The organism is uncultured Boseongicola sp. (assembly GCF_937988555.1).
Classification (GTDB): domain Bacteria; phylum Pseudomonadota; class Alphaproteobacteria; order Rhodobacterales; family Rhodobacteraceae; genus Boseongicola.
This window is the reverse complement of the sequence record NZ_CALJXO010000121.1, coordinates 1-21292: the sequence shown is the minus strand read 5'-3', so window position 1 is coordinate 21292 and position 21292 is coordinate 1. Positions and strand designations below refer to the sequence as shown.

Genomic DNA, 21292 nt, shown 5'->3' with positions numbered 1-21292 from the left:
GACCGCACTCGACCCACGGCATCTTGACCCCCGACGAAGCCTATGCGAGCCAAAAAGAACCAATGAGAATGGCAGCCTGACAAGAAACCCTGATCCACCTTAACAGGGCTGCAAAGTGGTCGAAGAACCAGGACCACCTCTTGCATTGCCGAAGCAACGCAATAAGGGCTCCTTGCTGCCTTTAGCCGCATCGCAGCGATCCTGCCAAACGATCTCGCCCCGATCAACATGAACGGCCCCTTGCAAACATTGACACATCCTCGGCTATGCTGCGGCGCGGCCCGTCGAAGGAGCCGTTCGCCGCGCGTACTAAATTCAAGGCACTTCGAGTTCACACGGTCCACGAACGAAGCCGACTTTCAGACACCATTCTCCAATGTTAACCTTTACTGAGACCGGCCGCGCGCTTTAGGCTTTGACGCGGTGGGAAGTCGCAAGAATTTAGGGGGCAATGGTGACTGAGTTAATAGATAGTTGCCTTATGGATCGGCCAACCACAGGTGATCCAGGAGGATTGATGCTGTGGGCGGATCGATGGGCGGCGCCTCTTTCGCATGATCCGGAAACGGTTCTGGACCTCGTCGACACGCTGTCGGACGCTGACGCAGAGGGCTTCGATGACTGTCTTACGCTTTTGTCGCGTATCTTGGACGAGGCGCGAATGAACCAAGAAAATGAGGAGCCAGGGGCGAGTGACTTTTTTCAGGTCCTTGCGGTGGACCTAACGGAACGGACTGATGCAGGTGAGCTTAACGCCGAGACCTGCTTCGGACTTTGTCAGGCTTACCTCCGCGCCAGTCTAACCCCTCCCGATCAACTGCGCACGGCACCCAACGCCTTTGAGGCTTTTGCGGGAGACGAGATGCCCGAGCTTCCGGATGTCGCGGGGCTAGCGGAAGGGCTTGTCCCGGACGGGTCTACGCCTTTTGAGACCTATACCGGGCTTCGCGAAGTTGTGGGCGCCATGTCGGCTCAGGTGACAACCGCATTTTTGACGCAGACGATCGGGCAAGGTGATCCACGCATGATTGCTGTCGGGCGGTACTTTCTGCTCGATCCGGTTGCGGAGATGCGCGATGCAGCCATCGCCGGGTTCGGGCTGCTTGCGGAAAGCGCAAATGTGGATGCTGCCCTGCTGTCCGACCTCATCCTGATCCGCAACTGGCTGCCAAACGGAAAAGCACTCGACACTCTGATTACGACTGCGCTGCGGCGAGAGCCATCAGGTGGAACTGTCCCGCAACCTTGGCAGCTTCATCGGGTGATGACGTCGCTTCCCGACGGCACCGGCTCGCAAAGCATTTTAGGCGTCTGTAGCCGCGGAAGCACGCGCGCGGTGGCCGCGGCAATGATCAAGGAAGGGCACGGGATAAAGGACGCTTATGTAATTCCTTGCTCCAGCAGAGGCGATCAGAAATCCATCGTTGAACAAATTGAACAAGCGATGACGATGCATGACGTGTCTCCTTCCTACCTCGCCCCCGCGGTTGGCTTCGCCCTCGGCGACGGGCTTGCGCGCGGAGCGGTGACGACACCGGGCTTCCTGGATGTCGCGCCGATGTTCGGCATTGGCGATGTGACGCCACAAACCGGGGGGCATGCGGCACTTCTCGCGGCGGTTGATCCGCAGGGAGAGCTTGCGGCTCTGTCAGACAACCGCCGCGGCCGGTTGATCGGCAAAAGCCGGGACTGGTTCTCGGAGCATGACATCTGCAGCAGTTGGTTCGTCTCTGACGCCACTTTGATGGCAGCGCTTGAAGAGGCGTCAACCGCCACCAGCGCAAAGAAGATCGTCGTGGGGCATCTCGAGGAAAGGCGTGATCGGTGGGAAAAAATCTTTGCCCGAACGGCGCTGATCCTGCGCCACGACGGCAACACCCCGCCTGACGCGTGGATGAGCTTTGCTGTTGTTGCCCAGACGCTGGCGACTGGACGAGAGATCAAGAAAATACCCGTTTTTGAGGATATCCTCGGGCAAACGCGGGAAGTTGCAGCGGAGCGCGCGATGGACGACCTCGACGATGAATTGGAGTGGGGCAACGAAGAACTCGATCCGCCTGAAATCGAGGCTGAGGGACAAGGTGAATTGGCCAAGTTGCTCAAAGGCAGCCCGCTCAAACCGGATCAGATCGATGGCTACCTGACTGCCGTTCTGATCGCCCCGGAATTCGCATCGCCAACTGAATGGCTACCACCGCTGATGGAGGGGATTGAGGTGAAGGGCCAAGGTTCGATTCAACGCATCCTCGACATTCTTATGTTGCGTTACGGCGCGCTGAACGAAGCTGTGATACTCGGCGAGATCGGAGGAGATCTCCGAGACCTGCCCCCGAAGCGCTTCCAAGCCTGGACCGAGGGCTTCGCGCAGGCGGTGGATAGCATCAAGGGCGCCTGGCCAAAACGAGTACTGAGCCGCGATGACAAACAGGTCCTCAATCTGATCCGAAGCGCCGCCATTGATGATCTAACACCAACCTTGAAGCCACTTTTACCCAGCTGGATCCAAATTACTGCCGATAAATGGCGTGAAGATTTGTGAGTCTTAAGCTATTTGGGCTGGTGTCGGCCCTTAGCCGACATTCACCAAGATTAACCTTACCGCGGCGCGGCATATCAAGAGCGGCCATTCATGCACCCTGCAGCATTTCCGTCCTCGGAGGTCTGCATCGCGGACAAAGTGAACTTTCGCTGCGGTTGCGAAATCTCAGCTTTTCAAGCACGACGTCCGACGCAACTGGGTAGGAACGGACGCACTACGCAGAAGCAGACCCAGCCCACAGAAACCAGAAAAGCGGCCAATCAACCCGTATCACTTAAGCTGGGAGGTGCGCGGTGACTTCGGGGTACAACATGCCAGGAGGCGGCACAGCGCTTTAGGACTATACCTCTCGGTCGCGCTATTGCCGCCGCCTTCAATTACTGCTTTCGAAATCTGCTTCGGGTATGGAGGTCACTCGGCCACCGACTTGAAGTAGGCCACTATGTGGGCGACCTCTTCGTCGGTCCAGCCGTCGTGCCAACGCATCCGTGTGCCCGGGATCGTCAGCATGGCGTCGACCGCGAAGGAATACAGCAACTCCTCGGTCCAAACGCCCTCGGTCTCTTTCATGGCTTCCGAGTATTCAAACTCCTCGCGTGAACCGATCTGGCGACCAAAGACACCGACGAGCGACAGGCCCTGATTGTTTGCCAAAATGACCTCCGATTTGGTCTCAATTCTGTGGCATTGGCCACATCTTTGCATCGCAAGCTCGCGGCCAAGATCGGCATCCGCAGCAGCGATCAACGCGGCAACCTCCAATGGCGGCTTGGCGGCGGCCCCGGCTTTTTCCAGCATCTCGACTACCTTTGCGTGACCGCTCGTCTTGGCAAGGTGCAGCGCGTTGACGTTTCCATACCCGCCTGTGCCGTTCGTCCGACCGAACCCGATCGCCTCGACATCTGCCGCACGGCCTATCAGGGCGTCGGCAGCTTGCGCATGGCCATGCATGGCGGCGATCATTAGCGCTGTGAACTGGTCTTTGTTCCTCGAATTTGGGTCGGCGCCCGCCCTGATCATGATCTCAATTGCCTCAGCATAGCCCTTTTGCGATGCAGCGTGCAGCGCGGTGCCCAGCATCGTGCTTGTCGCATCCAGGTCGGCGCCTCGTTCAATCAGCAGTTTCAGCACATCTACGTAGCCGTGGAAGGCCGCGATCTGTAGCGGAGGCATGATGTTGGGTTCATTGACGTCCGCGCCATCATCAAGGAGCCGGGCCAGCGTTGCGCTGTCTCCATTCTTGGCGGCATCAAACACCGGTCCTGCGAAGACCGACGTGCTGGTCAGGACGACTACTGTGTAGATAAGGATTATTAGTCTCATGAGTGTCTCACTTTCTTTTCGAAGGGTAGGGATCGGCGTGTGACAGGCCAACAGCGATCGGCCGACCGGACACATGCACGACGCGTGTCACTGGCTGGCAAAGAGTCCGTCTACCATCTTCGTATAGGCCTCTAGGTCGGTGCCCGTGCCGTAGAGGACGGCCGACCAGTGACGCACGTATCCGGCGATTACTGCGGCCTCAGCAACCTCTTGCTCAGTGGCCCCGTAGGACATCGCCGCCGCGCGGTGATAGTGCGTACAGTACTGACATGGGACTTGCGCGGCGACGGCAAGCGCAATGAGCTGCATCGTTTTCATGTCGAGCGCGCCTTCGCCGTCTTCGACGTCGTTCATCCAGGCCCATGCGCCTGGAAGCATGCTATCGGGATAGTTCTCGATCTCTGGCAGCGCGGCTCCGAAAGCGTTCAAGGCCTCTGCGCGAACGCCTGCGGCAGTCTGTTCCTGCGCGGCTGCCGGTAGCGCCAGCGTAACGGCGGCAGCGAAACTGATGATGCTCTTCATGATAATCTCCCTTTGTACGGTCCGTGGTTGCTTTGAGCCGCGCTTGCATGAACGGCCCGACCGCGTGCATAATTCTGCTGCGGATGGACAAGAACTGCGTATCGTGGCCACTTCCGTCCTGAAATCGAGGTGAAATCATGCGAAATCGGCGTGAAATCCGGCTGGGAGAGGTATTATTTGACCCCGACTCTCGCGATTTGCGGGACAAGGCCGGAAACCGCGTCGAACTGCGCAACAAGTCCTCGGAAGTGCTAGACTTTCTGGCGGCAAGACCCGGCCAGATCGTTGGCAAATCCGAAATCATGGACGCCGTTTGGCCAGAAGTGACCGTATCAGAGGAAAGCCTGACCCAGTGCATTGCCGACATCCGCCGCGCGATCGGCGACAAAGACCAAAACTATCTGAAAACACACGTCGGGAAGGGCTACAGCCTCGCCGTGTCTGAAGCGCCCGTCACACAACGCAGAAGAACGGTGATCGTGGCAGCCGTGCTGGCAGTCATCGCTATTGCCGCTGGCGCCATTTGGACTCTCACTCGCCCCGTACCGACCCCGAACGCGAGCCCTAGGATCGCCGTTCTGGCGTTCGACGACTTTAGTTCGGGCGACGACCGGGGCTGGCTCGGAGACGGGATCGCAGAGGGCGTCATCACCGAACTGGCCAGTTATCGCGAGTTTCTGGTAGTAGCTCGCAACTCAAGCTTCAGCTTCCGCGACCAGTCCACGGACATCGCCGAGATCGCGTCGAAGCTGAACGCAGACTATATCGTCGAGGGCAGCAAACAGAAATCGGGTGATCGGCTCAGGGTCACGGTCCAGCTGATCAACGGCCACGACGGCACGCATATCTGGGCCGACGAATTCAACGCCGATCTTGGTGAGTTGTTCGGCGTCCAGTCCGAGATCGTGCGTAGTGTCGCAACCCAGTTGGGTCGCGAACTGGCCTGGAGCCCAGCAGAGACCGGCAATCGTCAGAAGGTCAATGCGTTGCACTATTTCTTCCTCGGCAATGAGGCTTTCGAAACGGGCACGCCGGATTCATATCGTCAGGCGATCGACTTCTACGAACAGGCCATCGCTGCCGATCCAGACGCGCCTTTCGGCTACGTTGGCATGGCGACCGTGCTTTGGTCTGATATCACTCAGGGCTGGGTATATCCGGACGTGCCCCGCGAAGAGTTGCTAAAGCGCGGTGTCGACTACGCAGAAATGGCGATCTCAATCGATCCGACCTACTATGCCGCGCATATCGCCCGGGGTGACATGCATTTCAGCGCCGGCGAACACGAACAGGCGATCGTAAGGTATACTACAGCGGTTGAACTGAATCCCAGCAGCAGCATGGCGATGGCCGTCGCAAACGACCCCTTGATCTACACAGACCGCACCAACGAAGCGATCGCCTTGATGGAGCGCGCCATCGAGGTGAACCCGATAACTCCTGGCTGGTACTTCAACAACCTGTCCCGTGCCTACTGGTTTGCCGGGCGTTGCTCCGAAGGCGAACAAGCGATCCGAAAACGCGCAAGGCTCAGGGAATGGGACTACCGCGCCCTCATCGTCAACCTTGTCTGCCAGGATAAGCTGGAAGAGGCGCAACATGCGGCCAAACAGCTGCTTGAACTAAACCCGAACTTCACCGTCAGTGCTCACGCCGACCGAGTCCGCGGGGTTATGAACAACGAGGACTACTATCAACGATGGGTGTCCGACTTGCGCGCATCTGGTTTGCCGGAGGGCTAAGTTCTTTTGAGCGCTTCGGCTTTGTGCCGAACCCGGACATTTGGGAGCAGCTTTGCAATTGCTGCACAGTCAGCGAAAGGCAGCTTTGGCGACATCGAACCGACGCGCAGACTGCCGGCCGCATAGCAGTTGAACCAGGTTCATTCTGCACAACGAGACTATGCACTTGCAGAAAAAGGCACGGGAAGTTGTGATGGCTTCGGGCTCCTTGCTGCCGTTAGCCGCATCGCAGCGATCCTTCCAAACGATCTCGCCCCGACCAACATGAACGGCCCCAACCGGACTTTGGCCGCTCCATATAACGCTGCGGTGCAGCTTTCGCATTGCGGCCATTCGTGCATGGCGCAGCATTTTGTCGGCTAAAACGTCGGTGTGCGGGACAAAACGGACTTTTGCAGATGCGGCACGATCCGTCGCTCCGGCGAATATGCCGTTACATGCTGCGCGCCGCTTTGCAGCGCAACTTCCCGAAAGCGGACGTTCAAGCCGGGTTGAATACCATCGACCGGAACCAGTCATTCGCAGCAGGCGCACCGCAGGTCCGAGTTGCGGACTAAGCGGCTTTTTGACCACGCCGCGACTGCTCACGCAGCATAAGTACCTCCGCGATGAGGCGAATTTCCCCGAACAGGCCGTTCAATTACGTCACAACAGGTGGAATCCGAACTAACCTTTCGCTTCGGCCTGCCTCAACAATCGAGACGCGGTGTGGTTACAGCGGGCCGCTGCAACATAGGCCTCGAATTTCTCTGCTGGAGTTTCGCCCAGCTAAGACAACGCCTTTAAATCTGTCAGAATTTGGCGATCATCACCGCGTCGCATAGCGCGCCTGCATGCGCAAGCTTCAGCCTGGGCGCAATACGTCCAGCCCAACCAAGATTTCGCGGGGTGCATGCTTGCGCCACACAGACTGGTAACACTCGATGACGTTTGACCGCGTCACCGCTAGGCCCGGCAGCGCGACCCAGTCCGGACAGGGGCGGCCAAGCAAGGCGGTGATCGTCGTCTTTGCGATAGCCTCACCTTGTTGGAACGGGCGTTGACCTGCGATGCCGACAACAGCGCCGCCTTTCGCAAGATTTTCCGTCACCTCTTGTCCAAGGTCCACGGTCGTGATGGGCAAAGTCAGTTTCAGCTCCGAAACCATCCGGATGACGTCGATACAAGGGGTATCCCAGACGACGAATAGACCTGCAACGTCCGGATAATCGGCCAGCATACGCCGCGTTTGTTCACCGGCATCATCGAGGGATGAGAATCTTGCCGTTCTGACCGTAACATCCGGGCGGTTGCGCTCCATCGATTGGCTGAACGCGATTTCGCGCTCGTTGACGGCAAAGAAATCTGCATCATAGCCCAGCAACCCGGTCGATGCGTTGGCAGGCAGATGATCTGACAGCAGCTCTGCCGCGATCTTGCCCAGACCGTAATTGTCTACAGAAACAAGTGCGGCGTAGTCCTTTCCCGGCAACATGCCGGTGGGAACATTGTCGATCAGCACCAGCTTAATACCGGCATTGGACACAGCGATATGGTCTTGGGCCACTGTCGTGTTGTCGACGGGAAGGGAAACGATTGCATCTGGCTTTTCATCACAAAGCCTACGAAGAGCTGCGATTTGCGCTTCTGGCGAAAAATTGCAGTCAACGACGTCGATCACAATCGCCCCGCATTCTCCCATCATGCCGACGACGCCCTGCACAAGATGGCGCGACCAGTCACTTTCCAACGTATGCATGACGAGCGCGATGCGCAGCCCTTTTGCACGAGCGGCTGCTATATCCTGTGGCAGCAACGTGACCCGCTCAGGAGGGGAGGCGCGCTCGCCATGTGGCCCAAGACCGATGATAGTCATGTGGTTGTCCTTGATATCTTTGGCGGCGGTGGCGGCGTTTCGCCAGACTGCAGAGAGGACGATCCCAAAGCGGCCAGACTCTGCACGAAATCCGGGTTGCGGGTCGGGGTGCCAAGACCGATCCATTCTTTCAGGAAAATCGGATCGAACAGCGCCTCTGCGGCAATGCTGGCGGCGCCCAAAAGGGCCGCGGAATTGCTCATTTGAGATCTGAGGATGCGAAGATCGCGTGTGACGAGGGGGTGGGATGCGCCGTAGACCGTTTCGCGAATACTGGCCAGAAGAATATCGTTGGTTTGCGCAATGGACCCGGCCAACACAATAAGTTGGGGGTTCAGCATATTCGCCAATGTTGCAACAACCCCGCCGATCAAGCGGCCGCTTTGCATCAGGATTTCAACGCATGCACCGTCGCCCATTTGCGCCGCCTGGCATACGTCTATGGCTGTCAAATCACCACCACGCGCAAGTGTATCGTCCAGATGGGGGCTGCCCCCGCTTTTAGCTGCTTCCAGTCCGCGGGCCCTGATCATCTCTGCCCCGGCCATGGCATCCAGCGTTCCCGTGCTGTCGCGATAGGTGACAGGAAGTTGACCAATAAGGCCCACCGCACCTGCGGCGCCATGGTAGGGATGGCCATCGCTGACAAGTCCGGCGCCAATGCGTTGACCCACCTTGACGAAAAGCATGGACTGCAAGCCAATCCCGGCACCGCCATGTAGTTCCCCCATCGTCATCGTCTCAACGTTGGAATGAATCCAGACAAGCGTCTGAAATCGATCTGTCAGGGTCTCCACCAGCCCGGAACTATCCCAATTAGGCAGGAAGTCAGGGGTTTTCAGTAGGAAAGACGTGCCAGGATTGGCGAGAACCGGCCCGGGCACAGAAATGGAAATACCCCACAGATCGGGCGCGTCCAGTTGCCGTGTAAGGAGCCAGTTGATCAAGGCACAGATGCGGTCGACGGTGGCAGACTGATCAGAGATATCGATCATTTCGTGGTGCTCTGACAGCAATTTGCCGCTCAGGTCAGCCAATCCAACACCAACAGCTGATTGGTCTAGCGTGACAGAGACAAGGCGGGCGCGGTCTTTCATGAATTGGACAAGTCGCGGCGCGCGCCCCCCCGTGGCTACACCGGTCGCGTTTTCATCAACGAGGCCCAAATCTTTCAGGGTGGCTAGCCTGTCGGCGACGATTGCACGTCCGTACTCTCCGACACGCTCTAGCTCCTGACGGGTTCCCGCATGCCCTAGGCGGACAAGATTCAGCACGTCGACAAGACTTGCCGTGGCCGCCTCGCTGCTACGTGGGCGTCCATTGCCTGTTGAACGATTCGTTGCGGATTGGCCTTTTTTCACAAAAATCTTCTCTTCGTCGTGACTGGATTCAACAGTAGTTCGGCAATTTAAGCATGGCAAGCGTCTAGTTTTGCAGATTAAATGCAAAAGAATACATACTTATGCATAAAATATGTTGACCACTGCTCATTATAGCCATTACAAAATGTGTGACCGGCGCCAAATGCCGGAGGAGGAAAACCAATGAGTGACTGGAAACTGGCCTATCAGGCGAATTGCTGGGGTGAGCTTGGCGGCAATGCAGAAGGTGTGACGTCGATTACGCAACTGAGCTATCGCACCTTCGGGGACATGGACCGGGCCTGCGCCGAAATCGCGGCAGCTGGCTACACGGGGGTTGAATTGTTTGACGGCAACTTGCTGGACTATGACGCAGCAGATTTTCGGACCTTGCTGGCAAACAATGGTCTGACGCTGGTTGCGGCCTATTCCGGCGCCAACTTCATTTTTGATGAAATTCTTCCAGATGAACTGGCGCGGATTACCCGTGCGGCGGACCGCGCTGAAGAACTTGACGCCCCACATCTGGTCGTGGGGGGCGGGGCCAAACGGTTCGATGGTGTTCGGACAACCGACTATGACAAACTTGGCGCAGCGCTCGACAGGGTCAAGGAACTGGCCGAGGACCGTGGACTGAAGGCGCATTATCACCCGCATCTGTCCACGATCGTGGAGGGCCCCAAAGAGGTGCGGCGTATCTTTGACCTGACGTCGATCGATTTCTGCCCTGACACGGCCCATTTGGCTGCTGCTGGCGGGGACCCCGCGCAGATGATCCGCGAACACGCAAAGCGGATTTCATATATCCACCTCAAGGGGTTCCAAAAAGACCCCTTTGCATTCACGCCGCTTGACCGCGGCGATGTGCCGACCGACCCGATCATCGCTGCGATGCGCGATACGAATTTCGCGGGCTGGGTCTGCACTGAACTTGATGCCTGGAACGACCCCGCAGCCGGGGCACGCGCCAGCATGGACTATCTCAATCAGGCCTAATTAGGCCATTTTAACGGGGCTTACGCCCCATCTTCTGGGAGGAAGACCTATGTCTACACGTTCCATACTTATGGGGTCCATCGCCGCCGCAGTGATTGCACTTGGCGCTGTTCCGGCCATTGCCGATCCCGCCGCTGCCTTGGCCGCATTGCAGGAAAACGTCCTGTCCAAGGGCCCCAACGGCGAGGACCCAAGCCCGGCAGCAGACCTGTCGCTGACTGCGGCCGAGATCGACCAGATCAAAGCCATGAACGCCACCGCCGCGATCGTCATGCATTATGGCGGCAACGACTGGTCGCGGGCGCAGATCGAAGGATTGAGGTTCCAATTTGGTGAGTTGGGCATCGAAGTCATCGCGGTGACGGATGCAGGGTTCAAACCCGAAAAGCAGGTCGCGGATATCGAAACCGTTATGGCGCGCCAGCCCGACATCATCGTGTCCGTTCCGACCGACCCCGCCGCAACCGCCGCAGCCTATATGGCCGCTGCCAATGCGGGCGTTAAGATTGTTTTCATGGAAAATACCCCTCCGGGCATGACTGCTGGTGAGGATTATGTTTCTGTCGTTTCAGCCGATAACTATGGCAACGGCGTTGCTGCCGCACACTTGATGGCGCAGGCGCTTGGCGAGGATGGTGGCCAGATTGGGCTTGTCTATCACGCCGCTGACTTCTTTGTGACCCGCCAACGCTATGACGCCTTCAAGGCGACGACCGAGGAAAACTATCCCAATGTCGAGATCGTTGCCGAACAGGGTATCGGCGGACCGGACTTCACTGGCGACGCCGAAAAGGTCGCGTCGGCAATGCTGACGTCCAACCCTGGCCTTGATGGCATCTGGGCCGTTTGGGACGTACCGGCCGAAGGCGTGATCTCGGCGGCGCGCGTTGCGGGACGCGACGACCTGATCATCACCACGATTGACCTTGGCGAGAACGTTGCGATCAACATGGCCCAAGGCGGCTTCGTGAAAGGTCTGGGGGCGCAGCGCCCATTCGATCAGGGCGTCGCCGAAGCCACTTTGGCGGGCTATGGCCTTTTGGGCAAAGAGGCACCGGCCTTTGTGGCCCTGCCAGCCCTGCCAGTGAACAGGGAAAACCTGCTGGAGGCATGGCAGACCGTTTACCGGACCGAAGCCACGCAGAATATCCAGCGGAGCATGAACTGATCATGCGCAGGTCCCGCAGCTCCTCCCTGGTTGCGGGACCACCCATCTTTCATTTCCAGTACGGAGAGTATCGTGATGACCAAGACCCTCAATGTGGCCATGATAGGCGGCGGTTTCATGGGCAAGGCCCACGCCATGGCCTATGCTGCCATGCCGATGTTTTTCTGGCCCGCCCCCGCAATCCCTCGCCGCAAGACGGTGGTCGATCTGACGGATGCGGCCGCCGAAACCGCACGCGACCGGTTCGGCTTTGACGAAGCTTCCAGTGATTGGAAGGCGACAGTCAACCGCGCCGACATCGACATTGTCGATATCTGCACCCCCAACAACTCCCATGCCGAGATCGCGATTGAAGCGCTCAAAGCAGGCAAGCACGTGATCTGCGAAAAGCCACTTGCCCGGACGCTTGAAGAATCCGTGGCGATGGTCGAGGCCGCGCGCGCCAGCAAGTCCGTCACGATGGTTGCGTTCAACTATCGTCGGACACCTGCTGTCGCGCTGGCCAAGAAATTCATCGAAGACGGCAAGATCGGCGACGTGATCAATTTCCGGGGCACATACTTGCAGGACTGGTCGGCAGATCCGAACGGGCCGCTGTCGTGGAGGTTCCAGAAGGATATCGCGGGTTCCGGTGCAGTGGGTGACATCGGCACGCATGTCGTAGATATGGCGCATTACCTCGTCGGGCCGATTGACACGGTTCAGGCGATCACCTCGACCTACGTAAAGACGCGTCCTATTCAACAAGGGGGCGTCGACAAGCTAGGAGCGTCCGAAAAGTCTGCGGATTCAGAGCGGGCAGAGGTTGATGTAGACGACGAGGTCATGTCAATGGTCCGGTTCAAGTCCGGTGCCGTGGGCAGCATCGAAGCCACCCGAAATGCATGGGGCCGCAACAACTTCATCACGCTGGAAATCCACGGTACCAAAGGGTCGATCCTGTTCAACTATGAACGTCGCGACGAATTGCAGGTGATGTTCGCTGATGATCCCGGCGATGCGCGAGGGTTCCGCACCATCTACACCGGTCCGGCGCATCCTTATGGCGAAGGTTTATGGCCGATACCAGCCCTTGGCATTGGCTACGGTGAGACAAAGATCATCGAATGCTTCGATTTCTGCAAAGCGATCGTGGAGGGAACCCAGCCTTCACCAAACTTCGAAGAGGCGCTTTTGACCGAAAAGGTCGCGGATGCCTTGCTGCGTTCAGGCGAAACCCACGCCTGGGAGCAAGTGTAATGGCACCCGTTGCTGTCCGCATGAAGGGAATATCCAAACACTTTGGTGGGGTCAAAGCGTTGGATAACGTGGATCTTGAGGTTCTGGCCGGTGAGGTCCACGCGCTTCTGGGCGGCAACGGGGCGGGAAAATCCACAATTCTAAAGGTGTTGAACGGGGTACATGTGCCCTCTGCTGGTACCATCGAAGTCGCGGGCGTTCCGCTGACCACGCATAGTCCTGCGGCCTCCCGAGCTGCAGGCATCGCGATGAACTATCAAGAAATGAGCCTCATCCCGACGTTGACCGTGGCCCAGAATGTGTTTCTGACACGCGAGGCGAAGTCGGGCGGACTGATCGACGACACCGAGGCAGAACGCAGGGCGGCAGAGCTATTTGCGATGCTCGAGGTCGAGATTGATCCGCGCGCCATTGTGGGCGATCTGGGAGCGGGGCAAAAGCAACTGACCGAAATCGTCAAAGCAATATCGCAGGACGCGCGCGTTCTCGTGCTCGATGAGCCGTCCACGGCACTGGCCGTTTCGGATGTGGATCGTCTGTTTACCTTCCTGCGCAAACTTAAAACTCAAGGCGTCGCGATCATCTATGTGAGCCACCGGATGGATGAAATCGCCCGCATCGCCGATCGCGCTACGATCTTGCGGGATGGACAAAACGTGACCACCGCCGATATCGCAGATCTGCCAGTGGACGTGATGATCGAACATATTGTAGGAAAACGCTCGCTTGGTCTTGCGGATGTCGCACGCAACGTTGCCGTGCAGGGTGATGTCGCGCTGGAACTGCGCAATGTGTCCGGCCGCAATAAGCCAAAGGACATTTCACTGAAGGTCCACAAGGGCGAGGTCGTAGGGCTGGCCGGTCTGCTGGGGTCAGGGCGCACGTCGCTTGCTAAGCTTATCGCCGGAATTGAACCCATAACCGCGGGCGAAATCCGCATCAACGACCGCCCGGTTCACATTCGCCGCCCAAGTGATGCAATTGCAGCAGGCGTGGCATTGGTGCCCGAGGCTCGGGCCACACAGGGCATCATCCCGTCCCAGTCGGTGGCGGACAACGCGACCCTTGCCGTGCTTGATAAGCTTTCAAAATTCGGGTTCGTGGACGCGGCCAAAATTCGGGCCACCACTGATGCACAGATCGAACGGTTGTCGATCAAGACCGCGAGCCGTGATCACGCAGTCAGCACCTTATCGGGTGGCAATCAGCAAAAGGTCGTTATCGGAAAATGGCTGGCGTCTGATCCGGATGTCTTTGTTCTCGACGAACCGACTGCGGGCATCGACATCGGATCCAAATCCGAAATCATCCAGATGGTCCGCGACCTTGCTGCCAGCGGCAAAGCAATCCTGATGATATCATCTGAACTGTCTGAGCTTTTAACCGCCTGCGACCGCATCATCGTGATGGCCGAAGGACGAAGCCACGCAGATATCCCACATGCGAATCTAGAAGACCCCGCGGACGTTAATACGAATGCCGCGCACCGTGTTCAGGTCGCTGAACAGCGCCTGCAAATTGCCATCCAGAACGCCCTAAAGTCAGAGCAGGAGATTTCTAATGACCTTCACTGATACGAAAGATCGCACCAGAAATGCCTTAAGCGGCTTTCTCGGCAACTGGCGCCAGAATATCATTTACATCGGGTTCGCGGCGATCTTCGTGATCTTCGCGCTGACATTGAATGACCGGGGGTTCCTGAATCCCAACAACCTTCTTAACATTGTGCGGCAGACCACAATGATTGCCGTCATGGCCGTTGCCATGACATTCGTACTGTCAGCGGGCGAGATCGACTTGTCTGTGGGCGCGGTCGCCGGACTTGCAAGTGTGACGGTGGCCATGGCAATTGCCGTAGCCGGGCCCTTTGCGGGGATCATGGCAGGGCTTGCGACTGGCGTTGCCGTGGGTGTCTTCAACGGCTGGCTGACGACAAAAATCGGTATCCCGTCTTTCCTGACCACGCTGGCGATGATGGGCATCGCCAAGGGCGTTGCCATGTGGATTTCGGGCACGTCAGCAGTGCCGATCCTGTCGCCCGGCTATTCATGGTGGTTTGGCGGCGGCTCGATCGGCCACGTTCCGGTTCTGTTGTTTTGGATGTTGATTTTCGGTGTTGTCGGGCAAGTTGTCTTGCGGCGCACCAGCTTTGGCCGCCGGGTACTGGCAACGGGTGGCGGCGAACAGGCGGCCAGTTATTCGGGGATCAATACGTCGCGGGTTAAATTCCGGGTGCTGGTGATATCCTCAACCGCGGCAGCCGTTGCTGGTATGCTCTATGCGGGTCGTCTTCAATCGGGGCGGTTTCAGCTAGGGGAAGGCGACGAACTCTCAGTGATTGCGGCGGCTGTCTTGGGCGGTACATCCCTCTTCGGAGGCAAGGGGACAGTGATCGGCACCATTGTCGGGGCGCTGATGATCGGCCTGATCAACAACGGTTTGATCCTGATGGGGCTTGAGTTCAGCCAGCAGCTGATCGCGCGCGGTGGTATAATCATCCTTGCCGTGGCCCTGAGCCAGAAAAGGGTCTGAACCATGGCCCATGTCACTATCATTGGAACGGTTACAGCCAAACCCGAAACGCGCGCTGAATTGTTTGACCTGCTTACAAGGCAGGTCGCCCCTACCCGTCAGGAGAAGGGCTGCATCAACTATGACTTTCATGTTGATGCAAGCGATCCTTGTTGCTTTGTCTTCTATGAAAACTGGCGCACGCAAGCTGATTTAGATGCTCATCTCGAGATGCCCCATCTGAAGCCATTGTTTTTACAGCTTGATCGTTTGTTGGCCTGTACGGTCGATATCCGGCACTTGACCATGCTCAGCGAGATGGCCTGATGACGGCATCACGCAAGCGGCTGCGTCTGGGGATGGTTGGAGGAGGCAAAGGTTCCTTCATCGGCGGCGTGCACCGCATTGCCAGTCGTATTGATGACCGGTTTGAACTGGTTGCGGGTGTGCTTTCCTCCGATCCAATGCGCGCGGCTGAAAGCGCGGCGGATCTGGGCATCGTGCCGGCTCGGGCCTATGCCGATTTCAAGGTCATGGCCAAGGCCGAAGCAAAACGCGCCGACGGGATCGAAGTCGTCGCGATCGTGACGCCAAACCATATGCATGCCGCGCCAATCATCGCCTTTCTTCAGGCCGGAATTCACGTGATCTGTGACAAGCCATTATGTGCCACCATGGCTGAAGCCCAAATGATTTCGGAAGCAGTGAAAGCCTCTGATGCGCATTTCGTGTTGACGCACACCTACACCGGCTACCCCTTGATCCGTCAGGCCCGCAAGATGATTGCCGATGGTGAATTGGGTCAAATGCGTGTGATTCAAGTCGAATACGCGCAAGACTGGCTGACACAAACTATCGAACAGGATGGTCAAAAACAGGCAGACTGGCGGACCGATCCGGCAAAGTCCGGTGGCGGTGGCGCAATCGGCGACATAGGAACCCATGCCGTTGACCTTTTGTGTTTTGTGACTGGGCTGAAGCCTGAGGCGCTCTTGGCCGACCTACACCGTTTCGGCGACGGGCGTCGTTTGGACGATAACGCTCATATCCTGCTGCACATGCAGGGTGGTGCGAAGGCGATGCTCTGGGCGTCACAGATTGCAGTTGGGAATGAAAACGGGCTGCGCCTGCGTGTTTATGGCGACCGAGGCGGTTTGGAATGGTCGCAGGAAAACCCAAACAAGATGTGTCTGACAATCGACAGCGAAGCAAAACGTATCCTCACACGCGGCGGGGTCGGATCAGGCGGAGCCATGACAGATTGGACGCGGATCCCTGCCGGCCACCCGGAAGGTTACCTTGAAAGCTTTGCCAACATTTATACCGACACAGCAGACCTGATCGAAAGAAAGGGCGGGGGAGCCCTTCTGGCAGGAATTCGTTCGGGCTTGGAGGGCATGCAGTTCATTGAAGCCTGCGTGAATTCAGCGGGCAGCGGCGGCACATGGGTCCCATTCCAGCAACTTGAGGGTTGAAGATATCCTGGATTCCGTCGGCACATCCTGAAACCATGTGGATTGGGTTTAAAGGACCAAAAAGGGTTTGCTCCGATCATCGCAGAACAAGGAGCGTCAGCTCACACCGTAGATCGTCAGAATCGTCAAAACGATCAAGCTGGTTGGTCAATACGATGTTGTGGCCCATCTGCTGGTAGGCGGCGCACCGCTGCATCATATCGACAATCTGGCTTGGGCTTCTTTGATCGAGGCTGCCGCTCTGGGCGACGGGGTCACGCCGCTACAACATGCCACATCACGCAACTACTCCTAATTGGTCGAAATTCGGAAATAGGCGATATGCTAATGACCCCACCAAAATGTACTATCTTGAAGGCTGCCGTGTCATCAGAGCTCGTTGCACCGTCCCAAAGCCCCAATTGGCGCAACCGCAGCAAAGGTCGGAGATGTCCGCGAGCTGTAAATTCCATGCTTGATCTTTGCTGAGGCCTTTACGAACGACCGGTTTTCTCGCTGCGCGGCTGCAGCAAATCTTTCGTACTTCCCACATTTCCCGCGCTGCGAGCGCACACAGCACGAAATACGAATTTACTGAATGGGTTCCAAGCGGTCATTTGAGCTAATCGTTCAGGCATTGAAGCTGCCTTTGCGTCAACCCAAACCCGGAACAATCACCATCTTGTCGCTAGTGCTTTCTTTAAGACGCAATGGGAGGACTTTCTGATACTCTGCTGAGTCATACCAACCTTTGGCTTTTTCCAAAGTAGGAAATTCAATAATAGCCACGCGTTCAGGTTTCCACTCGCCTTCGCATATCACTACGTCGCCGGTGGCTGCGAGAAGGTTGCCACCAAAGTGTTTCACTGAAGCATTTGCACCATCTAGGTATTTTTTCATTCGAACTGGATCAAGCGGAGCTAGGTCGAAAATAACATAGGCAGTCATTTTTTTTCCTGAATGGCTTAAGTTTGGAAGCATGTATCACATCTTGGCACGAAGGCCTATCGCCGCGGCAGCTTTGGGCTCCTTGCTGCCGTTAGCCGCATTGCGGCGATCCTGCCAAACGATCTCGCCCCGACCAACATGAACGGCCCTTAGCTGCCGCTCGTCGGTCGATCTGATGCTGCGCCGCAGCTTCGCCAGACCGGCCATTCGTGCATTTTGCAGCATTATGTCGGCTTAAACGTCGGTGTGCGGACAAAGTCGCCTGTCGCGTCTTCACTTGCGGATGGGCGCGCGGCGCTTGTCCCGGACCTCACTTTGCCTCTAAGCTAGACTTCCAGTTCGGAGGGCACAATGGACAGCATGGCGAAACCCTGCATCGGGCATACGCATCTGAAGGTCGCGGACCTTGAGCGGGCCATAACTTTCTGGCGAGACGTGATGGGTATGGATTTGGTTCAACGTTACGGTGAACAGGCAGCGTTTCTGTCGTGGGGCGGCTACCATCACCATATCGGGCTGAACACTTGGCACAGTGCGGGCGGCACTCCACCCGCCAAGCACCACACCGGGCTTTTTCACGTTGCCCTTCTATATCCCACGCGGGAGGCGTTGGTAACGGCAGCCAAACGCGTCGCCGATGCCGGGTTCGACATCTACGGCCATGCCGATCACGGCGTGTCGATCGCGCTTTATTTCGACGATCCTGACGGCAACGGCGTCGAGATATATTGGGATAAGCCGCGCGAAGAGTGGCTTTGGCACGACGATGGCAGCCTGAAGATAGTAAATGAGCGCTTCGAACTTGCGCCGTTCCTTGCCGAGGCGGGCTGAACTCGCGTTCAAACGTCTGAAAGGCGCGAATGAATGGCGAATTTGGGCTCCTTGCTGCCGTTAGCCGCATCGCAGCGATCCTGCCAAACGATCTCGCCCCGACCAACATTAACGGCCCATTGCTGCCGTTCACGTCCACCTCAGGATGCTGCGGTGCGGCCCGTCGAATCGGACTTTCGTGCACTATGCAACATTTTTGCTGGCTGAAACGTCGGTGTGCGGACAAACCGGACAGTTGAAAAGGCACCGAAGTTGAGTTGCCCGTTGACCGACTTCTCCTTCGCCGTTCTCATCGATGACGACCCGTCGATCCCGCCTGTGGAGGGTGGCGAACTTTCATAGGATGAGACGTAGCCAGCGGATGCGTCTGAACAAATCTACAATGGAAAAGGAAATTATTGAGCCAGCAACCGTGACCAGTGCAAATTTTGACAACGCCGAAATCTCGAATTCAAGTATCGCAAATTGCAACCCAATGACGACGTACATGTGCAAGAGGTAAACCCCAAAGACACCGCCAGCGAGGCGTTGAGCCCATGGCCCTGTTTTATCAAAATGCCTCTGAAAGAGTGCGAGAAGTCCGAGAATCATTCCGACACAAATAAATGAATCAACGAAGTCCCATAGATCGCGCGCTGTGTATCCGCCGGGCAGGTTGATGCCGGGTATCTCGAACATTCCATTGATGAGAAACGCCAACACACCGATCCAGAACCAAGTGTAAGCAACGTGTCGGTTTATGTTCTCAAACCATCGGCCGCGACCAGCAATCACTCCAACGACAAATAGGCTGGCATATTGTGGTAGATGGGCCATTTCTGCAGGCACAGTCCAAAATAGACGAACCCACGTATCTTGTGGGTAGACTTGTCGTACAAGAAAACTCACGCTCGCGAGCGCAACTGTGAAGATCAGTATTTTCAGATGTCTTGGTGGTTCGGGCAGGTGGTTTGGATCTGGAGCCGACGTAAACCTGCGCCACATCACAAATAGAGCTGCGTAAATCAGCAAGTGGGCAATGAACCACAAGTGCGCAAACTCAAATCGCCACCCTTTCACGTAGTCGTTGATCAGGTAGTCAAAGTATCCACGAGCACTTTCTGAGTTTGCCCACTCGGAGCTGCCATTCACCAAAATCACAAAAACCACGAGTGGAATGCCCAACCGGATTAGACGGGACCACAAAAAGGGCGCGGCTCCTCGCCGATCATAGCTGCGTTCGATGAAGTATCCGGAAAGGAGAAAGAAAAACCCCATAAAGAATGCGGCATTGATGGCAAAAAAGAACAATAGGACATCGCTGTTCGCTGGATCATCAACCGGCCACGCTCCACCCGTGGGACCGTAGGGCTGCCCAGCGTGATGAGCCACCACCAACAAAATCAGAAAGACTCTCAGCCACTGAATGTAGTGAACCCGTTCTCCCGTCTGTTGTCGCGACATGTTGAAGCTCCCGTCTGACCCATTGGCTCGCTAAAACAATAAGTGACATACCCTCATGGGCTTTGATTCAGATCACGGTGTCGTCGAGCCGTTGAGTGCGGGGGCTCCACCTAAAGGATCAGCGCCGATGAACGGCCGCTCGGTGCTGATTGTGTTGAAAAACTCCGATTTTGGGCATGATCGTCATTTTTCTGAACGATACAGAGCAAGTGCGAAATTTTGGGGAGGGGTTCGGCCGAAATCGATCTTCGGTGCTGGTGGGCAAGCTCTACGTGTCTCGTAAATAATCCTGACCGACTTAAGCAAGAGATACGTTTCTGCCAGAAAAATTGCGATTTCTGATTTTGGAGTTTTTCAACACAATCGGGCTCCTTGCTGCCATTAGCCGCATCGCAGCGATCTCGCCCCGACCAACATGAACGGCCCAAACCTGCCATTGCCGATGTAGTCAAGCGCCGCGGCGCAGCTTCACCAAACGGGACTTTCGCTGCGTCTGCATGATCTAGGCACCCTCGAATTCACACAACGCGGGACAAAAGTGCCATTCGACTTAGTTCGTTTCGCGAATGCCTAAACATAGGTTCTGGGAATGTTAATTTGACCTAAGATTTGATATTTTCTAGCTTTAATAGCTGGTGATTTGGGCCAGCCGCATCGAGATTGGGAGAAAGATATGTATCGCTGGGCGTTCATGACATTGGTGTTGATTGGGATTTCGGGCACTCCGGCAAAATCGCAACCGCTCATTGAAGACGCGAAGGCGTTCAATCCCTATAGCGAAACGGCGATCGCGATCACTGGGCCGGTGATCTTATCTACAAAGCGCATAGTCTTTGAGACAGGCGGGCTTCTCGATCTTGATATACTAGACCAAGCAGCTTCGGGTAGGTGGGGAGCGTCTGGCAACTTACCTGTTGCACAGGTGTTCCGCGTTTCGGGAGACGTAGGCCCACTTCGACAAGAAAACACGCTCTGTGGAGACCAGCCCGTCACCTTCATAGCAGCATGGAACGAGGAAAGCTCTGGTTTTCAGTACCTAGGTATAGCCATGTTCACCGGTGCGAAAATGCCGACTGGCGTGACTGAGGAGAGTATCTGTGGGACCTATTTCTTTTCCTTAGATATAGTGAATTAGCCGTACAGAGGCTTCTGCTCTGGGCTCTGTGCCATCATTAGATTGATCGCAGCATTCTTGGGTTGGGCTGCTGGATAAACGGCAGCTTTCGCGATATCGCGCTAGAGTGCGCGCAAAACGCAACGAAAGTCCGCTTTCCGCCCTTGTGTCGAGCGACACGACCGGCCCTAACCGGACTTTGGCCGTTCCATACAACGCTGCGGTGCAGCTTTCGCATTGCGGCCA

Annotated in this window: 17 protein-coding genes; 11 read left to right on the top strand and 6 right to left on the bottom strand. The window is 56.7% G+C overall.

The window, feature by feature from the left end; translation table 11 throughout:
• Positions 1–517 precede the first annotated feature (517 nt).
• Complete coding sequence (locus Q1B15_RS06560) at positions 518–2539, top strand: UPF0149 family protein (protein WP_299751897.1); 2022 nt, start codon at positions 518–520, stop codon at positions 2537–2539.
• Positions 2540–2950: 411 nt separating this feature from the next.
• Here Q1B15_RS06560 and Q1B15_RS06555 read toward each other — a convergent pair whose 3' ends face one another.
• Both Q1B15_RS06555 and Q1B15_RS06550 read right to left on the bottom strand, forming a co-directional pair.
• A complete protein-coding gene (locus Q1B15_RS06555; RefSeq protein WP_299751893.1) occupies positions 2951–3862 on the bottom strand; it encodes an ankyrin repeat domain-containing protein in 912 nt (303 codons plus the stop codon).
• A gap of 87 nt (positions 3863–3949) precedes the next feature.
• Entirely contained in the window at positions 3950–4384 is a 435-nt protein-coding gene (locus Q1B15_RS06550; protein WP_299751890.1) for a carboxymuconolactone decarboxylase family protein, read from the bottom strand.
• Between the two features lie 137 nt (positions 4385–4521).
• Between Q1B15_RS06550 and Q1B15_RS06545 the strand changes: the two genes are divergently transcribed.
• Positions 4522–6126: a winged helix-turn-helix domain-containing protein gene (locus tag Q1B15_RS06545; RefSeq protein WP_299751887.1), complete on the top strand. Its 1605-nt coding sequence runs from the start codon at positions 4522–4524 to the stop codon at positions 6124–6126.
• 844 nt (positions 6127–6970) lie between these two features.
• Here the strand turns inward: Q1B15_RS06545 and Q1B15_RS06540 are convergent.
• Positions 6971–7981: a substrate-binding domain-containing protein gene (locus Q1B15_RS06540; RefSeq protein WP_299751883.1), complete on the bottom strand. Its 1011-nt coding sequence runs from the start codon at positions 7979–7981 to the stop codon at positions 6971–6973.
• Positions 7978–9342 carry an ROK family protein gene (locus Q1B15_RS06535; protein WP_299751880.1) on the bottom strand — a complete coding sequence of 455 codons (1365 nt, stop codon included), beginning with the start codon at positions 9340–9342 and terminating at the stop codon, positions 7978–7980. The genes Q1B15_RS06540 and Q1B15_RS06535 overlap by 4 nt, the downstream gene beginning before the upstream one ends.
• Before the next feature lie 183 nt (positions 9343–9525).
• Here Q1B15_RS06535 and Q1B15_RS06530 point away from each other — a divergent pair, with 183 nt between their 5' ends.
• The 7 genes from Q1B15_RS06530 to Q1B15_RS06500 all read left to right on the top strand — a co-directional run bounded on the left by Q1B15_RS06530 (position 9526) and on the right by Q1B15_RS06500 (position 16731).
• Positions 9526–10338: a sugar phosphate isomerase/epimerase family protein gene (locus tag Q1B15_RS06530; RefSeq protein ID WP_299751877.1), complete on the top strand. Its 813-nt coding sequence runs from the start codon at positions 9526–9528 to the stop codon at positions 10336–10338.
• Between the two features lie 49 nt (positions 10339–10387).
• Positions 10388–11506, top strand: a complete 1119-nt coding sequence (locus tag Q1B15_RS06525; RefSeq protein ID WP_299751874.1) for a substrate-binding domain-containing protein — start codon at positions 10388–10390, stop codon at positions 11504–11506.
• A 75-nt stretch (positions 11507–11581) separates the two neighbouring features.
• On the top strand, positions 11582–12745 hold the full coding sequence (locus tag Q1B15_RS06520) for a Gfo/Idh/MocA family oxidoreductase (RefSeq protein WP_299751871.1): 1164 nt from the start codon (positions 11582–11584) through the stop codon (positions 12743–12745).
• The gene (locus Q1B15_RS06515) at positions 12745–14319 is read left to right on the top strand and encodes a sugar ABC transporter ATP-binding protein (RefSeq protein WP_299751868.1); all 1575 of its coding nucleotides are present in this window, start codon (positions 12745–12747) and stop codon (positions 14317–14319) included. The genes Q1B15_RS06520 and Q1B15_RS06515 overlap by 1 nt, the downstream gene beginning before the upstream one ends.
• On the top strand, positions 14306–15277 hold the full coding sequence (locus Q1B15_RS06510) for an ABC transporter permease (protein WP_299751864.1): 972 nt from the start codon (positions 14306–14308) through the stop codon (positions 15275–15277). Before Q1B15_RS06515 ends, Q1B15_RS06510 begins: the two co-directional genes overlap by 14 nt.
• Before the next feature lie 3 nt (positions 15278–15280).
• Entirely contained in the window at positions 15281–15583 is a 303-nt protein-coding gene (locus tag Q1B15_RS06505; RefSeq protein WP_299751861.1) for a putative quinol monooxygenase, read from the top strand.
• The gene (locus Q1B15_RS06500) at positions 15583–16731 is read left to right on the top strand and encodes a Gfo/Idh/MocA family oxidoreductase (RefSeq protein WP_299751858.1); all 1149 of its coding nucleotides are present in this window, start codon (positions 15583–15585) and stop codon (positions 16729–16731) included. The genes Q1B15_RS06505 and Q1B15_RS06500 overlap by 1 nt, the downstream gene beginning before the upstream one ends.
• 633 nt (positions 16732–17364) lie before the next feature.
• On the opposite strand, the gene Q1B15_RS06495 is transcribed toward Q1B15_RS06500, so the two are convergent.
• The gene (locus tag Q1B15_RS06495; protein ID WP_299751855.1) at positions 17365–17658 is read right to left on the bottom strand and encodes a DUF1330 domain-containing protein; all 294 of its coding nucleotides are present in this window, start codon (positions 17656–17658) and stop codon (positions 17365–17367) included.
• 351 nt (positions 17659–18009) lie between these two features.
• Between Q1B15_RS06495 and Q1B15_RS06490 the strand changes: the two genes are divergently transcribed.
• Positions 18010–18489 carry a VOC family protein gene (locus tag Q1B15_RS06490; protein ID WP_299751852.1) on the top strand — a complete coding sequence of 160 codons (480 nt, stop codon included), beginning with the start codon at positions 18010–18012 and terminating at the stop codon, positions 18487–18489.
• A gap of 336 nt (positions 18490–18825) precedes the next feature.
• Here the strand turns inward: Q1B15_RS06490 and Q1B15_RS06485 are convergent, their stop codons facing one another.
• Positions 18826–19932, bottom strand: a complete 1107-nt coding sequence (locus tag Q1B15_RS06485; RefSeq protein ID WP_299751849.1) for an acyltransferase — start codon at positions 19930–19932, stop codon at positions 18826–18828.
• Between the two features lie 673 nt (positions 19933–20605).
• Here Q1B15_RS06485 and Q1B15_RS06480 point away from each other — a divergent pair.
• Positions 20606–21067, top strand: coding sequence for a hypothetical protein (locus Q1B15_RS06480; RefSeq protein ID WP_299751846.1), 462 nt, complete (start codon positions 20606–20608; stop codon positions 21065–21067).
• The last annotated feature ends 225 nt before the right edge of the window (positions 21068–21292 follow it).

Excerpts from the sequence above, each read along its gene's own strand:
- Q1B15_RS06560 (WP_299751897.1), top strand. The coding sequence starts at position 518 with ATGCTGTGGGCGGATCGATGGGCGGCGCCTCTTTCGCATGATCCGGAA.
- Q1B15_RS06555 (WP_299751893.1), bottom strand. The coding sequence starts at position 3,862 with ATGAGACTAATAATCCTTATCTACACAGTAGTCGTCCTGACCAGCACG.
- Q1B15_RS06550 (WP_299751890.1), bottom strand. The coding sequence starts at position 4,384 with ATGAAGAGCATCATCAGTTTCGCTGCCGCCGTTACGCTGGCGCTACCG.
- Q1B15_RS06545 (WP_299751887.1), top strand. The coding sequence starts at position 4,522 with ATGCGAAATCGGCGTGAAATCCGGCTGGGAGAGGTATTATTTGACCCC.
- Q1B15_RS06540 (WP_299751883.1), bottom strand. The coding sequence starts at position 7,981 with ATGACTATCATCGGTCTTGGGCCACATGGCGAGCGCGCCTCCCCTCCT.
- Q1B15_RS06530 (WP_299751877.1), top strand. The coding sequence starts at position 9,526 with ATGAGTGACTGGAAACTGGCCTATCAGGCGAATTGCTGGGGTGAGCTT.
- Q1B15_RS06525 (WP_299751874.1), top strand. The coding sequence starts at position 10,388 with ATGTCTACACGTTCCATACTTATGGGGTCCATCGCCGCCGCAGTGATT.
- Q1B15_RS06520 (WP_299751871.1), top strand. The coding sequence starts at position 11,582 with ATGACCAAGACCCTCAATGTGGCCATGATAGGCGGCGGTTTCATGGGC.
- Q1B15_RS06515 (WP_299751868.1), top strand. The coding sequence starts at position 12,745 with ATGGCACCCGTTGCTGTCCGCATGAAGGGAATATCCAAACACTTTGGT.
- Q1B15_RS06510 (WP_299751864.1), top strand. The coding sequence starts at position 14,306 with ATGACCTTCACTGATACGAAAGATCGCACCAGAAATGCCTTAAGCGGC.
- Q1B15_RS06505 (WP_299751861.1), top strand. The coding sequence starts at position 15,281 with ATGGCCCATGTCACTATCATTGGAACGGTTACAGCCAAACCCGAAACG.
- Q1B15_RS06500 (WP_299751858.1), top strand. The coding sequence starts at position 15,583 with ATGACGGCATCACGCAAGCGGCTGCGTCTGGGGATGGTTGGAGGAGGC.
- Q1B15_RS06495 (WP_299751855.1), bottom strand. The coding sequence starts at position 17,658 with ATGACTGCCTATGTTATTTTCGACCTAGCTCCGCTTGATCCAGTTCGA.
- Q1B15_RS06490 (WP_299751852.1), top strand. The coding sequence starts at position 18,010 with ATGGACAGCATGGCGAAACCCTGCATCGGGCATACGCATCTGAAGGTC.
- Q1B15_RS06485 (WP_299751849.1), bottom strand. The coding sequence starts at position 19,932 with ATGTCGCGACAACAGACGGGAGAACGGGTTCACTACATTCAGTGGCTG.
- Q1B15_RS06480 (WP_299751846.1), top strand. The coding sequence starts at position 20,606 with ATGTATCGCTGGGCGTTCATGACATTGGTGTTGATTGGGATTTCGGGC.